At 66.4% G+C, this 14,251-nt stretch carries 15 protein-coding genes; 13 read left to right on the top strand and 2 right to left on the bottom strand.

Annotated elements, in window-relative coordinates; all coding sequences use genetic code 11:
* Nucleotides 1-89: 89 nt before the first annotated feature.
* The gene (gene ilvD, locus JCM7686_RS16930) at nt 90-1,928 is read left to right on the top strand and encodes a dihydroxy-acid dehydratase (RefSeq protein WP_020952019.1); all 1,839 of its coding nucleotides are present in this window, start codon (nt 90-92) and stop codon (nt 1,926-1,928) included.
* 112 nt (nt 1,929-2,040) lie between these two features.
* Here the strand turns inward: ilvD and JCM7686_RS16925 are convergent, their stop codons facing one another.
* Nucleotides 2,041-2,334: a hypothetical protein gene (locus tag JCM7686_RS16925; protein WP_020952018.1), complete on the bottom strand. Its 294-nt coding sequence runs from the start codon at nt 2,332-2,334 to the stop codon at nt 2,041-2,043.
* Nucleotides 2,335-2,457: 123 nt separating this feature from the next.
* Here JCM7686_RS16925 and JCM7686_RS16920 point away from each other — a divergent pair, with 123 nt between their 5' ends.
* The 11 genes from JCM7686_RS16920 (at nt 2,458) to pdxY (ending at nt 12,252) form a co-directional block, all read left to right on the top strand.
* A complete protein-coding gene (locus JCM7686_RS16920; protein WP_020952017.1) occupies nt 2,458-3,342 on the top strand; it encodes a LysR family transcriptional regulator in 885 nt (294 codons plus the stop codon).
* 106 nt (nt 3,343-3,448) lie between these two features.
* Nucleotides 3,449-4,831 (top strand): ethanolamine ammonia-lyase subunit EutB, encoded by a 1,383-nt coding sequence (locus tag JCM7686_RS16915; RefSeq protein ID WP_020952016.1) that lies wholly within the window; start codon nt 3,449-3,451, stop codon nt 4,829-4,831.
* Entirely contained in the window at nt 4,828-5,553 is a 726-nt protein-coding gene (gene eutC / locus JCM7686_RS16910; RefSeq protein ID WP_020952015.1) for an ethanolamine ammonia-lyase subunit EutC, read from the top strand. Before JCM7686_RS16915 ends, eutC begins: the two co-directional genes overlap by 4 nt.
* Nucleotides 5,554-5,640: 87 nt before the next feature.
* On the top strand, nt 5,641-6,603 hold the full coding sequence (locus JCM7686_RS16905) for an AAA family ATPase (RefSeq protein WP_020952014.1): 963 nt from the start codon (nt 5,641-5,643) through the stop codon (nt 6,601-6,603).
* Nucleotides 6,597-7,433, top strand: a complete 837-nt coding sequence (locus JCM7686_RS16900) for a DUF58 domain-containing protein (RefSeq protein WP_020952013.1) — start codon at nt 6,597-6,599, stop codon at nt 7,431-7,433. Before JCM7686_RS16905 ends, JCM7686_RS16900 begins: the two co-directional genes overlap by 7 nt.
* Nucleotides 7,420-7,749 carry a hypothetical protein gene (locus JCM7686_RS16895; RefSeq protein WP_020952012.1) on the top strand — a complete coding sequence of 110 codons (330 nt, stop codon included), beginning with the start codon at nt 7,420-7,422 and terminating at the stop codon, nt 7,747-7,749. Before JCM7686_RS16900 ends, JCM7686_RS16895 begins: the two co-directional genes overlap by 14 nt.
* Nucleotides 7,746-8,672 carry a VWA domain-containing protein gene (locus JCM7686_RS16890; RefSeq protein ID WP_020952011.1) on the top strand — a complete coding sequence of 309 codons (927 nt, stop codon included), beginning with the start codon at nt 7,746-7,748 and terminating at the stop codon, nt 8,670-8,672. The genes JCM7686_RS16895 and JCM7686_RS16890 overlap by 4 nt, the downstream gene beginning before the upstream one ends.
* Entirely contained in the window at nt 8,669-9,538 is an 870-nt protein-coding gene (locus JCM7686_RS16885) for a vWA domain-containing protein (RefSeq protein WP_020952010.1), read from the top strand. The genes JCM7686_RS16890 and JCM7686_RS16885 overlap by 4 nt, the downstream gene beginning before the upstream one ends.
* A complete protein-coding gene (locus JCM7686_RS16880) occupies nt 9,535-10,146 on the top strand; it encodes a hypothetical protein (RefSeq protein WP_020952009.1) in 612 nt (203 codons plus the stop codon). The genes JCM7686_RS16885 and JCM7686_RS16880 overlap by 4 nt, the downstream gene beginning before the upstream one ends.
* Complete coding sequence (locus JCM7686_RS16875; RefSeq protein WP_020952008.1) at nt 10,140-11,339, top strand: BatD family protein; 1,200 nt, start codon at nt 10,140-10,142, stop codon at nt 11,337-11,339. Before JCM7686_RS16880 ends, JCM7686_RS16875 begins: the two co-directional genes overlap by 7 nt.
* Before the next feature lie 73 nt (nt 11,340-11,412).
* Entirely contained in the window at nt 11,413-12,252 is an 840-nt protein-coding gene (gene pdxY / locus JCM7686_RS16870) for a pyridoxal kinase (protein WP_020952007.1), read from the top strand.
* Nucleotides 12,253-12,277: 25 nt separating this feature from the next.
* On the opposite strand, the gene JCM7686_RS16865 is transcribed toward pdxY, so the two are convergent.
* On the bottom strand, nt 12,278-12,754 hold the full coding sequence (locus JCM7686_RS16865) for an Lrp/AsnC family transcriptional regulator (protein WP_020952006.1): 477 nt from the start codon (nt 12,752-12,754) through the stop codon (nt 12,278-12,280).
* Nucleotides 12,755-12,994: 240 nt separating this feature from the next.
* Here JCM7686_RS16865 and JCM7686_RS16860 point away from each other — a divergent pair, with 240 nt between their 5' ends.
* Complete coding sequence (locus tag JCM7686_RS16860) at nt 12,995-14,248, top strand: 3-methyl-2-oxobutanoate dehydrogenase (2-methylpropanoyl-transferring) subunit alpha (protein WP_020952005.1); 1,254 nt, start codon at nt 12,995-12,997, stop codon at nt 14,246-14,248.
* The last annotated feature ends 3 nt before the right edge of the window (nt 14,249-14,251 follow it).

Raw genomic sequence — 14,251 nt, 5'->3', positions numbered from 1 at the left:
ATCACGTATTCTCGTGGTCATGCGGTGTTGCAATTCCCCGCGCGACTCCCCAGAACCTGTTGCGCACGCCATTCCGAGAGGTTCAGCCCATGCCCGCTTATCGTTCCCGCACAACCACCCACGGCCGCAATATGGCAGGCGCTCGGGGGCTCTGGCGCGCGACCGGGGTCAAGGATGAGGATTTCGGCAAGCCGATCATCGCCATCGTCAACAGCTTCACGCAATTCGTGCCCGGCCACGTCCACCTCAAGGATCTGGGCCAGCTCGTCGCGCGCGAGGTCGAGGCTGCGGGCGGGATCGCCAAGGAATTCAACACCATCGCCGTCGATGACGGGATTGCGATGGGCCATGACGGGATGCTCTATTCGCTGCCCTCGCGCGAGCTGATCGCGGATTCGGTCGAATATATGGTCAATGCCCATTGCGCCGATGCGATGGTCTGCATCTCGAACTGCGACAAGATCACCCCCGGCATGCTGATGGCCGCCATGCGCCTGAACATCCCGTCGATTTTCGTCTCGGGCGGGCCGATGGAAGCGGGCAAGGTCACGCTTGGCGACGGCCGCACCGTGGCGATGGACCTTGTGGACGCGATGGTTGCCGCCGCCGATGACAAGATCTCGGACGAGGATGTTCTGGCGATCGAACAGGCGGCTTGCCCGACCTGCGGTTCCTGCTCGGGCATGTTCACCGCGAACTCGATGAACTGCCTGACCGAAGCGCTTGGCATGTCGCTGCCGGGCAACGGCTCGACGCTCGCCACCCATTCCGCGCGCAAGGCCCTGTTCCTCGAGGCAGGCCGCCGCTCGGTCGAGTTGGCCAAACGCTATTACGAAGGCGAAGACGCCTCGGTTCTGCCGCGCAATGTGATGAACAAGGCCGCCTTCAACAATGCGATGGCGCTGGATATCGCGATGGGCGGCTCGACCAATACGGTTCTGCACATCCTTGCCGCCGCACAAGAGGGCGGGATTTCCTTCGATATGGACGACATCGACGCGCTGTCGCGCAAGGTGCCGTGCCTGTGCAAGGTCGCGCCGAACAAGGCCGATGTGCATATGGAAGATGTGCATCGCGCCGGCGGCATCATGTCGATTCTGGGCGAGCTGGATCGCGGCGGGCTTTTGGACCGCAGCTGCACGACCGTTCACGCGCCGACCCTTGGCGCGGCGATCGACCAATGGGACATCGGCCGCTCGAATGACACCACCGCGCGCGACCTCTTCCTTGCCGCGCCCGGTGGCGTGCCGACGCAGGTCGCTTTCAGCCAGAGCTCGCTCTGGCCGAGCCTCGACACCGACCGCGAAAATGGCGTGATCCGCTCGGTCGAGCACGCCTTTACCAAAGACGGCGGTCTGGCGGTGCTGAAAGGCAATATCGCGCTCGACGGTTGCGTGGTGAAAACCGCGGGCGTGGACGAGTCGATCCTGGTCTTCTCGGGGCGCGCCAAGGTCTATGAAAGCCAGGATGCGGCGGTGTCGGCCATTCTGACCGGCAAGGTCGAGGCGGGCGACGTGGTCGTCATCCGCTATGAAGGGCCGAAGGGTGGGCCGGGGATGCAGGAAATGCTCTACCCGACCTCCTATCTGAAATCGAAAGGTCTGGGCAAAGCCTGTGCGCTGCTGACCGACGGGCGTTTCTCGGGCGGCACTTCGGGCCTCTCGATCGGCCATGTCTCGCCGGAAGCGGCGGCAGGCGGTGCCATCGGTCTGGTGCGCGACGGCGACCGGATCGAGATCGACATTCCCGCCCGCACCATCCATCTCGCCGTGTCCGAGGCCGAGATGGCCACGCGCCGGGCCGAGCAGGATGCGAAAGGTTGGAAGCCCGAGCAGAAGCGTCAGCGTCAGGTCTCGACCGCGCTCAAGGTCTATGCGCAATTCGCCTCGTCCGCCGACAAGGGCGCGGTGCGGGTTCTGCCGGAGTAAAGACCGCGCGATATGGCAAGGGCCCCGAAAGGGGCCCGCGCGCCGGGATCATTCCCGGAGAGGTAAAGGCGCGCGGCCAAAAGCGGCGCGCCATTTTCAATTCCGGCAGCGATCAATCGCGACCGATATGCTCGACATGGGCAAGGCCGAAGTAGTTGGTCGAGCTGTCATCTGCGACGGCGCGCATCGTGCCTTGGGCTTTTTGCTCGGTGATGAAACGGGCACGCTCTTGCTGGTTCACGTTGCCTTTTTCTGCGCTGATCCGGCCAAGCTCGCTCAGCGTATAGGCCGAGTTATCAACGTTCAGAAGCTGGGCCATCATGGCTTTGCCGGGGTTCGTGTCAGCGGCAAAAGCCGGAACGGCGACAAGGGCGGCAACAGCGGCAAGGATGGATTTGGTGATCATGGTCTTTCTCCGGATGAACGGGAGCACGTCCCGTCTTGGTTTCTGTGAGACCAATATGTGCTCTGGATTTGTTCGTTAAACTTGCGCAAAAACACAGTGACTGTGCGAAACTGAGGTGAACCAATGCGCCTGAACCTTTGGACGGAAATCAGGACGGCGGCGCAGGTCGCGCGGCTGGGTCGGGTCAGTGCGGCGGCCGAGGCTTTGGGGATGCATCACTCGACCGCGATCCGCCATATCGACGCGCTTGAGGATGCGCTGAAGACCAAGCTCTTCCAGCGCCATGCCCGCGGCTATACCCCGACCGAGGCGGGCGAAGAGCTGTTGCGCACCTCGAATATGGTGATCGACCAGCTGTCGCAGATGCTCGACCGCATCGAGAGCTCGCGCGAGGAGGTGACGGGCCAGCTGATCGTGACGGCGATCCCGATCATGGATCAGCTGGTTTTGCCGATCATCAAGGATTATCAGGCCGAGCACACCGCAGTGCAGGTGCTCTATCATGCCGATGTGCGCACCTTTCATCTGGCTTACGGCGAGGCTCATGTCGCCTTTCGCGCCGGGGCAGAGCCCGACCATCCCGACAATGTGGTGACGCCGCTGCTGGATTACCGGCTCGGTCTTTACGCCTCGCAATCCTACATCCGCCAGCATGGCCGCCCCGAGACGCTCGCGGATCTGGCCCAGCATCGCTTCGTGATCTCCGAGCTTGGCGAGGTTCGCGCCCCCTTCCATCGCTGGCTGCTCGAGCGCGTGCCAGAGGACCGGATCACGCTGCGGACCTCGCAAAGCTATTCCGCTTATTTTGCGGTCTTTACCGGGCTTGGCATTGGCTTTTTGCATCCGGCGACCGCGCCCGAGGGCATGGTCGAGCTGTTCCCCGATCAGGACATTCCCGAATGGGCGACCAAGATCTGGCTGGTGACCCATGTCGATCTGCATCGCTCGATCAAGGTGCGCAACTTCACGCGGCTGGCGCAAGAGGCGGCGAAAGGCTGGGCGCGTTAGGGGCGCTGCCTTGGCCGCGGGCGTCATGCGGCACTGCGGCATGAGGGGCTGGACGCCGCTTGCGTTCCGCTGGATCATCGCCGGGATCTGATCGAAGGAGAGGCCCTTGCCCGAATATCTTGCCACGGCGAAAGGGCAGCGGTTCCGCTTCCGCAATCTGGCCCATGTGATGGCTGCGGCCACCTCGGAACGCTCGGGCGATCAGCTGGCGGGGCTGGCCGCTGACAGTGCGCTCGAACGGGTCGCGGCGCGGCGGGTGCTGGCCGATCTGCCGCTGACGACCTTTCTGAACGAGGCGCTGATCCCCTATGAGACCGACGACGTCACGCGGCTGATCCTTGATCGCCACGATGCCACGGCCTTCGCGCCCTTCCGCGCCATGACGGTCGGCGATCTGCGCGACTGGCTGCTCTCGCCTGCGGCGCAGGCCACGACCATGGCCGCCGCCGCGCCGGGGCTGACGCCGGAAATGGTCGCGGCGGTCTCGAAGCTGATGCGCAATCAGGATCTGATCCGGGTCGCGAAAAAGGCCGAGGTCGTGACCGCCTTTCGCAACCGCATCGGGCTGATGGGGCGACTTGCCACGCGGTTGCAACCGAACCATCCCGCCGATGATCTCAAGGGCATTGCGGTGGCGATCCTTGACGGGCTTTTGCATGGCGCGGGCGATGCGGTGATCGGCATCAATCCGGCCTCGGACAATCTTGCCAATTGCCGCGAGCTTTTGCTGGCTCTGGACGATCTGCGCGCGAAATTTGAGATTCCGACCCAGAATTGCGTGCTGACCCATGTGACGAATTCGATGGCGCTGCTCGAACAGGGCGCGCCGGTCGATCTGATCTTTCAATCCGTCGCCGGAACCGAGGCCGCGAATGAGGGCTTTGGCGTCTCGCTGTCGATGCTCGGCGAGGCGCATGAGGCGGGCCTTGCTGCCGCGCGCGGCTCGATCGGCCAGAATGTGATGTATTTCGAGACCGGGCAGGGCTCGGCGCTCTCCGCCGATGCCCATCACGGCGTCGATCAGCAAACGCTGGAGGTGCGCGCCTATGCCGTCGCCCGCGCCTTTGATCCGCTGCTGGTCAATACGGTCGTGGGCTTCATCGGGCCGGAATATCTTTATGACGGCAAGCAGATCATCCGCGCCGGGCTCGAGGATCATTTCTGCGGCAAGCTGCTGGGCCTGCCGATGGGGGTGGATGTCTGCTACACCAACCATGTGCAGGCCGATCAGGACGATATGGATGTGCTGTCCACGCTTTTGGTCGAGGCGGGGGTGAACTTCCTGATCACCGTCCCGGGCGCGGATGATGTCATGCTGGGCTATCAAAGCCTCGCCTTCGAGGATCTCGCCTATCTGCGCGAGATCTCGGGCAAGAAGGCCGCACCGGAGTTCGAGACTTGGCTTGATGCCTTCGGTCTGGCGCGCCCCGGCACGCGCGCGCTGCCCGATCCCGCCGATCTGGCGCGCCGTCTGGGGTTGTCGGCATGAGCGGCGGGCTGCGGTTTCAGGACCTAAGCCGTCTGACCCCCGCCCGCGTGCGGCTGGACGCGAGCGCGAGCCCGACGCCGATGGGCGATCTCCTGCGCTTTCAGGAAGATCACGCGGGCGCGCGCGACGCGATCTTCAGCGCCGCCAATTGGGAGGCGATCGCGACGGATCTCGCGCCGCTGACCAGCCTGCGCGTGGCCAGCCGTGCGACCGATCGCGCCGAATATCTGCGCCGCCCCGATCTGGGCCGGAGGCTGGCCGAGGGCGCCGATCTGCCCCGGCTCGATTGCCCGCTGGTGGTGATCGTGGGCGATGGGCTTTCGGCGCAGGCGGTCGATCGCCATGCCGCGCCGCTGATCCATGCACTTCGCGCGCGGCTGCCCGAATTGTCGACGGTGCCAGTCGTCCTGGCGCAAGGCGCGCGCGTGGCTTTGGGCGACGAGATCGGCGCGGCGCTTGGCGCGAGCATGGTCTTGATGCTGATCGGAGAGCGGCCCGGCCTGACCGTCGCCGACAGCCTTGGCGCTTATCTTACGCTGTCCCCGCGCGTGGGGCTGCGTGATTCCGCGCGCAATTGCGTCTCGAACATCCACGACCACGGCGGGCTTTCTTACGATCAGGCGGCGGATCGGTTGCTCTGGCTGATCGAGACCGCGCAAAAGATCGGCGTGACCGGCGTGGGCTTGAAGGATGAAAGCACGCAAACGCCGCGTCTAGGATAAATATCCTGCGACATAAGTCTGATAACCCCGCTTTTTCATTAGGTTCTCTGCCCGGCAGGCCGTGAAACTGAACTCGGGGGGACGCGGATGACACATCATGACAGGATCGAGGACCATGCCGTTCAGCGGCTGACGCGCGATGTCGCGGCGGGGTTGGTTGGCCATCAGCGTATGGCCGAGCGGCTGGTGATTGCGCTTCTCGCGGGGGGGCATGTGCTGCTCGAAGGCCCGCCGGGCATCGCCAAGACGCGGGCGGTCAAGCGCCTTGCCGCCCATCTGCCGGGCAAACATGCGCGCATCCAATGCACGCCCGATCTGCTGCCCTCGGATCTGACCGGGACGCAGGTCTTTCGCGCCGACAGTGGCGCATTCGATTTCGTGCCCGGCCCGCTTTTCCATTCGCTGGTGCTGGTCGATGAGATCAACCGCGCGCCGCCGAAGGTCCAGTCGGCGCTGCTCGAGGCCATGGCAGAACATCAGGTCACGACCGGCGGCGTGACGCGGCCCTTGCCCGATCCTTTCATGGTGGTCGCGACCCAGAACCCGATCGAGCATGAGGGCACCTTTCCGCTGCCCGAGGCGCAGATGGACCGCTTTTTGCTGCATCTTTTCCTTGAACTGCCGGATGCCACGTCGGAGCGCGCGATCCTTGATCTGGTTGAGGCCGAGGCGTTGGCCCCGCCCACGACCGGCGGCGCGGTGATTGCCGAGGCCGATCTTCACGCCGCGCGCCATGCGGTGGCGGCGGTGCATCTTGCCCCGGCGCTCAAGGATTTCATCGTGCGGCTGGTGATGGCGACGCGCGCCGGAGGCGTTGTCGCCGATTGGGTCGAGCATCCGGTGTCGCCGCGCGGGACGCTGTCGCTGGCCTCGGCGGCGCGGGCGCGGGCCTGGCTGCATGGCCGCGATCACGCGCTGCCCGAGGATGTCGAAGAGCTCGCCGAGGATGCGCTCGCCCATCGTCTGATCCCGAACTGGCAGGCGGTCAGCGAGGGCCGCACCGCGCGCAGCCTCGTCGCCGAGGTCCTGCGCGAGGTGCGTCCGTGGTAGCTGCCGCGCTGGATCATCCCGGCCTGCGCCTGACCACAGCCGAGCTGATCGCGCGCCGTCCTCCGCCTCAGACTAGCCGGCAGCGCCCGGCCAGCCGTCGCCCCGGTGCGCTTGCCGCGCGGGTGGCGGGGCAGGGCATGGATCTGCGCGAGATCCGCGCCTTTGCCGAAGGCGATGACCTGCGCCGCATCGACCCGGCGGCAACCGCGCGCACCGGGCAGCTTCACGTCCGCAGCTTTCACGAAGACCGCGACGACAGCACCTTGCTCATCGCCGATTTCCGCCATGCGATGCTGTGGGGCACGGGCACGGCCCTGCGCTCGGTGCGCGCGGCGCGCTGGCTGGCGCAGTTGGGCTGGCAAGCGGTGACGCGCGGCGGCTCTGTCGCACTGCTGGCTTTGGGTGACGACGGGCCTCTGGTGCTGGGCGCGGGGACCGGCGCGCCGCAGATGACGGCGGTGGCGACCGCGCTGGCGCAAAGCCATGACGCCGCGCTGATGCGCCGCGCCCGCCCGGCGGCGCTGGCGCCCGCGCTGATCGAGGCCATACGTCTTGTGCCTTCGGGCGGACAGGTCCATCTCGCGACCGGGCCCGAGGGGCTTGCGGGCAGCGATGGCGCGCTTTCGCGGCTGGCGCGCGGGCGGAAGGTGCAGGTCCATCTCATCCTCGACCCCGCCGAGATCGCGCCGCCGCCTCTGGCGCTTTCGGTCACCGATGGCAAAAGCAGCCGGCACGGGCGGTTGCGCGACTATGATCCGCAGCCGCTTCTGAGCCATCTGCGCGGCCTTGGCACAATCCCGCAACTGGTCCTGGCCGATGACACCGGATGAGCTGATCGCCGCCCTCGCGCCAAGCCGCCTGCCGCCTGCTTTGCTCGGTCTCGACCGCGGCGAGGCTTTGGCGCTTTTCGGTCTGGGCCTGCTGGCCGGGCTGGCGATCCATGCGCTGATCTCGCCTCTGCTCGCGCGGCGGCCCTCGCGGCGGGCGCAGATCCGGGCCACGCGCGGGCTTGAGGGCGAAGAGCGGCTTCTGGCAATCGCCCGCATTCTGGGCCGCTTGCCGAAAAGCCTGCGCCCGGCAGCCTATGGCGCGGCGCCGGTCCCGCCCGACGCCCAGATCGAGCGGCTTGCGAGGGACCGCGAATGAGCTTTGCCCTGCCGCTGGCCTTCCTGCTCTTGCCGCTGCCCTTGCTGCTGCGCCTGCTGCCGCCCGCGACGGTGCGTGGCGGTCTGCGCGTGCACGAGGCGCTGTTCGCGGGCGTGGTCCCGGAAAAAGGCGCGGCGCGCGGGCCGTTGCTGGCGGCGCTGGCCTGGGTGCTTCTGGTCGTGGCGCTGGCCGGGCCGCAGGTCAGCCGGGTCAGCGCGCTGCTGCCCGCCTCGGGCCGCGACATCGTGCTGGCGCTCGATCTGTCGGGCTCGATGCTCAAGAAGGATTTCAGCCTCGACGGCGAGCCGATCTCGCGGCTCGATGCGGTCAAGCGGGTGGCGGCGCGCTTTGTCGCGGCGCGCAAGGGCGACCGGATCGGGCTGGTGATCTTTGGCGACCGCGCCTATTTCGCGCAAAGCCTGACCTTCGATGTCGGCGCAGTCGCGCGCGCCATCGACGAAGCGCAGGTTGGGATTTCCGGTCGCGCCACCGCGATTTCGGACGGGCTTGGCCTTGCGATGAAGCGACTTGCCGCCAGCGAGGCGCCGACACGGGTCGTGGTGCTCCTGTCGGATGGGGTCGATACCTCGGGCAAGGTGCAGGCGAGCGATGCGGCCGCGCTCGCCGCGCAGCATGGCATCCGCATCCACACGATCGCGCTTGGCCCGGAGGATCTTGAAAACCAGCCGAAATCCCGCGACGCGGTCGATACCAAGACGCTGCGCGAGGTCGCCGAGAAAAGCGGTGGCACCGCCTTTCGCGTGCGCGGGATGAGCGATCTCGAGGCGATGGCGGCCAGCCTCGACAAGCTCGAGCCCAATCCGACCGACCGCCCGCCGCTGCGCTATTGGCAGTCGCTTTGGATTTGGCCGGGCGCAGCCGCGCTGGCTTTGATCGCGCTTTTGGGCTGGAGGCGGCGATGATGCTTTTGCGGCCATGGTGGCTTTTGGCCCTGCTGGGGCTTGCGGCGCTGGCGCTCGCCCTGTGGCGGCGCGGCCCCGAGGCGGGCGGCTGGCAAGCGGTGATGCCCGCGCCGATGCTCGCGGCGATGGCGGCGCTTGGCCAGATCGTGACCGGCTCGGGTTGGATGCGCTATCTGCCGCTTGGCGGTGCCGCGGCGCTGGTGCTAGGCCTCGCGGGCCCCGCGATCCCGCGCAAGGATGCGCCGGTCTTTGCCCAGAATGATGCGGTGATCCTCGCCATCGACATGTCGCCCTCGGTCGCGCGCAGCCCCGCGCTCGCCGATGCGCAGGCCGCAGCCGCCGGGCTTCTGTCCGAGCTTGCGGGCCGTCCGGTCGGGCTGATCCTTTACGCGGGCGAGGCCTATGCGGTCGCCGCCCCTACCGATGATCCGACGACGCTGGAAACCCAGATCGCGGTTCTGGACGAGGCGACCATGCCCGATGAGGGCACGCGCCCGGCGGCGGCGATCGCCTTGGCCGGGCAGTTGCTGGCCGGGGTCGCGCGCGCCGATCTGGTGCTGATCAGCGATGGCGGCGGCGTCGATCCCGCCGCCCGCGCCGAGGCCGCGCGGCTGACCGGCGCGGGGGTGCGCATCTCGGCCTTGACGGTGACCGGAGATCCGCCCGCCGATCTGGCCGGGCTGCGCGAGATCGCCAATGGCCCGGTCGCGCCCTTTGCCCAGCCCGGCCCGGTGGTGCGGGCCTTGGCGCGCTCGGGGCTTGGCGATGATCCGGCGCTGGTCGCGCTGCGCTACCGCGATCTTGGGCCGTGGTTCGGGCTGCTCGCGCTCTGCGGGCTGGTGCCGCTGTTTCGGAGGCAGGCATGAGGCGGCTCGCGCTGGTCCTTCTGGCGCTTGGCGCTTTGGCTCTGGCGGGGCCGGGGGCGATCGGGCGGCTGTTGCTGCTGGGTGGTGCGCCCGGCCTTGCCGCGCCGCTTTTGGCTGATCCGGTCGCGAAGGGCGTGGCGCTCTACCGCGCGGGCGATTACGCCGGGGCCGATGCCGCTTTCGCCAAGGCCGGGCGCAGCCAGACCTATAATCGCGGCCTCAGCCTTGCCGCGACCGGACAATATCCGCTGTCGGTCGCCTATTTCGATGCCGTGCTTTTCGTCAATCCGGCGGATGCCGATGCCCGCCGCAACCGCGAGCTGGTCGCGACCATGTATCCCCCCGATCAGGGCGTGAGCATCGCGCCCGGGCGCATTCAAGGCGCGGGCGGCTTGGGCGAGGGCGACAAGACCGCACAAAGCACGCCCGGCATTCAAGACCCCGAAACCCAGCGCCCGATTGACGCCAAGGGCATTGTCGCAAGTGACGACTGGCTCGCGACCCTGCCCGACGATCCCGGCGAGTTTCTGAAGCTGCGGCTGCGCGCCGAATATGAGCGCCGCGCCGAACAGGGGCTGGTGCGCCCGCGGGAGGCCGAACCATGGTGATCCGCGCTTTGCTGTTCCTGCTTGCGATGGCTTTGCCGGGGATGATGGCGCTCCCTGCGGCGGCGGACAGCCTGCGGCTGATCGTGCCCGAGGGGCTGCGTCCGGTGGTGGGCGAGATGATCCCGGTCACGGTGCGGGGCGAATATACCGGGCGGATCGCGCTGGAAAAGATGATCTTCCCGGATTCCGAGGCTTACGACTGGATTCAGGTTGCGCGGGACAAATGGGCCGATGAGATGATCGAGGGCAAGCCGTTTCGCACCTTCGAGCGCCATCTCGCGGTCTTTCCCCGTCAGGCGGGCACGCTGGCAATCGGGCCGGTGACGCATCTTTTGACGAAATCCGAAACCGGGCAATGGCAGGAAGAGCCGGTGACGGCGGCGGGGGTCTCGGTGCCGGTCATGGCCTATCCCGGCGCGGGGCGGCCCTTGGTTGCGCGCGAGGTTGAGGTCAAGGATGAATTCTCGGCTGATCCCTCGAAGCTCGGTCCCGAGCAATCCTTTACCCGCCGCATCACCGTGATCGCGCAGGGCACCATGGCGCATTTCCTGCCGCCGCGCCCCGATCTGCACGAGCCTTGGCTGATCAGCTTCGCCGCCCCCGAGATCCGCGAGACCCGCCTGACCGCCGAGGGCCCGGTCGCGGTGGTGGTCTGGGAATGGACGATGCGCCCCAAGACCGGCGAGACCGGCGAGCTCACCCCGATCCAGATCTTTTTCTATAACCCGCTGATCCGCGAATTGCGCGGTGCCTTCACTTTGCCGATCGAGATCGGGCTGGGGGGGACGGCGGGCAATCTCGCCGGGGCGGCGCGGCCTTCGGAACGGTTTTTCTGGAGCGCGGGTGGCATCGGTCTGGCCGGGCTGGTGCTGGCGCTGGTGGTGCTGATCCCGGGGCAGGGCTTTGCCGGGCCGCGACGGGCTTGGGCGCGGTTGCGTGGTGCGCTGCCCAACCCGCACCGGCAGGGCCTGCGCCGGGCGGCAGAGGGCGCCGATCTGATGGCGCTGCGGCAGGTGGCGCGGGATTACGCGGCGCATGAGCGCGCCTTCGGTCGCGGGGTCGATGAGGCAGCGCTGGCCACGCTCGACCGCGCGATTTTCGCGGCACCATCCTCAGCCACGTCGCAAGAAAGCTTTGATCGTGGCGCCTTTCTGCGCCGCTTGCGCGCGCGCCGCCCGGCCTTGGGCGATTGACGTTGCGCCCGGCGGCGGGCCTGTCTTAATGCGGCACAGCGCCCGAAGCGGCGGACAGGTCTGAGAGGATGGGATGAAGCACGCGAAACTGGTGATCTCGATCCAGAGCCAGGTGGTTTTTGGCCATGTCGGCAATTCCGCCGCCGTCTTTCCGATGCAGGCGGTTGGGCTCGAGGTCGCGCCGGTGCCGACCGTGCTTTTGTCGAACACGCCGAACCATCCGACCATCCGGGGCCGCTCGCTGCCGCCCGAGCTTTTCGCCGATCTGCTTTTGGGCATCGAAGAGCGCGGGCTGATGGAGGCCGCCGATTTCATCGTGACCGGCTATTTCGGCTCGGCCGAGGTGGCGGGGCTGGCGGCGGATTTCATCGCCCGCGCCAAGGCGCGCAATCCCGACCTGACCTATCTGTGCGATCCGGTGATGGGCGATACCGGGCCGGGGCTTTATGTGCCCGAAGCGATTGCTGCGATCTTTCGTGACCGGCTGATGCCGATGGCCGATCTGGCGACGCCCAATCAATTCGAGCTCGGCTATCTGGGTGGGACTGCCGTCACGCGGCTGGCCGATCTCGAGGGGATCGGCGCGCGGCTGGGGCTGTCGCCGCAGGCGCAGATCATCTGCACGGGCTGCGTGCTTGAAGAAACCCCCGAAGGTCAGATCGAGAGCCTTCTGGTCTCGGGCGGGGCGATCAGCCGCCACCCCTGCGAGAAGCTGCCGGTGGCGAAATCAGGGACGGGCGATCTCTTCGCCGGGCTGGTGATCTCGGGGCTCGGGCGCGGAAAAAGCCTGCCCGAGGCGGTCGACTTCGCGCAGCGACTGACCGCACGCGCGATTGGCGATGCGACGCGACACGAGACCAAGGAAGTGCTGCTGAGCGACGCCGATTTCCGCCGGGCCTTGCTTTTGGACTGAACCCGGGTTGGGGCTGGTTGGCGCCCTATTCGGGAATGCTCAGCCCGCTTTCCTTGAGGCAGCGCAAGGTGAAGCTTGACCGCGTCTGCCGGATGCCCGGCACCCGCGAAAGCTTGTTGCGCAGAAACTCCTCATAGCCGCGGGTGCCATCGACGGCGACTTTGACGAAGTAATCATATTCGCCGGTGGTAAGGTAGATTTCGAGCACCTCGGGCATCTCGGCCAATGCGCGCCCGACATTGGCGAGCACGGTTTCATCATGGCGTTCCAGCATGATGTCGACGATCACGGTTTCCGCCGCGCCGAGTTTTTCCTGATCGAGCACCGCCGTATAGCCGCGGATGATGCCCAAGGTTTCCAGCCTGCGCGTGCGCTGCCAACACGGCGAGGGCGAGAGGCCGATTTCTTCGGCAAGCTGCGCATTCGTCAACCTTCCGTCCCGGCGCAAAGCGCGCAGGATCCGACGGTCAATGGCATCGAGCTTTTTGGCTTCGGTCGGCATTGGGTATTTGTTTGATGAAGAAAGCTGGAACAATCTTTCTGAGATTGAGCAAAATTTCAGAAGATAGAAAGAAAATTCTGCGAAAACTGCGGCAGGATCTGTCTAAGCGCCCCGGTGGGAGGGGGCGCGGGGAACGGCTTCTGACGGATGTTCGTTCTGTCTTGAGGGGTTGGGAGGCCCGGTTTGGCGCGTCGGTTCGCCGGCATGTCGGGCTTGGGCGCGGCAGGGAGGAGAGGTCGAATGGGAGAGACGAGGCAAGAGGAGTTTCCGCCGCTCGGTCTGAATGTGCCCGAGCCCGAGGTGCGCCCGGGCGGGCAGCCGGATTTCTCCAAGGTCCAGATCCCGAAGGCGGGCTCGGTGCGCCGCCCGCCGGTCGAGGTTGATCCGGAGGAAATCCGCGATCTCGCTTTCACCATCATCCGCGTCTTGAACCGCGACGGTCAGGCGGTCGGGCCCTGGGCCGAGGGTTTGGCGCTGGAGGATGAGGAGCTGCTCAAAGGGCTGCGCGATATGATGACGCTGCGCGCCTATGATGCCCGGATGCTGATGGCGCAGCGCCAGCAAAAGACCTCGTTTTACATGCAGCATCTGGGCGAAGAGGCAATTTCCTGCGCCTTTCCTTTGGCGCTGCGTCAAGGCGACATGAATTTCCCGACCTACCGGCAGGCCGGGCTTTTGATCGCGGCGGGCTATCCTTTGTCGACGATGATGAATCAGGTTTATTCGAACGAGAAAGATCCGCTGAAGGGGCGCCAGATGCCGGTGCTCTATTCGACCAAGGAATTCGGGTTCTTCTCGATCTCGGGCAATCTGGCGACCCAATATATTCAGGCGGTGGGCTGGGCGATGGCCTCGGCGATTTCGCGTGATCGCAAGATCTCGGCGGCCTGGATCGGGGACGGCTCGACGGCGGAGAGCGATTTTCACGCGGCTCTGGTCTTTGCCTCGACCTATAAGGCGCCGGTGATCCTGAATATCGTGAACAATCAATGGGCGATCTCGACCTTTCAGGGGATTGCCCGGGGCGGTGCCGGGACCTTTGCCGCGCGCGGGCTTGGCTTTGGCATTCCGGCTTTGCGCGTGGACGGCAATGATTATCTGGCGGTTTGCGCGGTCGCGCGCTGGGCGGCCGAGCGGGCGCGGCGCAATCTTGGCCCGACCCTGATCGAATATGTGACCTATCGCGCGGGCGGGCATTCGACCTCGGACGATCCCTCGGCCTACCGCCCGGCCGAAGAAAGCGCGGCCTGGCCTTTGGGCGATCCGATCCTGCGCTTCAAGAATTACCTGATCGGGCGCGGGATCTGGTCCGAGGATCGTCATGCCCAGGCCGAGGCGCAGATCATGGCCGAGGTCACGCAGACCCAGAAAGAGGCGGAGGCGATCGGCACGCTCCATCAAGGCCATCACCCCAGCCCGCGCGACATGTTCGAGGATGTCTATGCCGAGATGCCGCCGCATCTTTTGCGCCAGCGTCACGAAGCGGGGTTCTGAGCC

Source organism: Paracoccus aminophilus JCM 7686, assembly GCF_000444995.1.
Lineage (GTDB): Bacteria > Pseudomonadota > Alphaproteobacteria > Rhodobacterales > Rhodobacteraceae > Paracoccus > Paracoccus aminophilus.
Note: the sequence above shows the minus strand (reverse complement) of the source record. Positions and strands in the feature narration are given on the sequence as shown.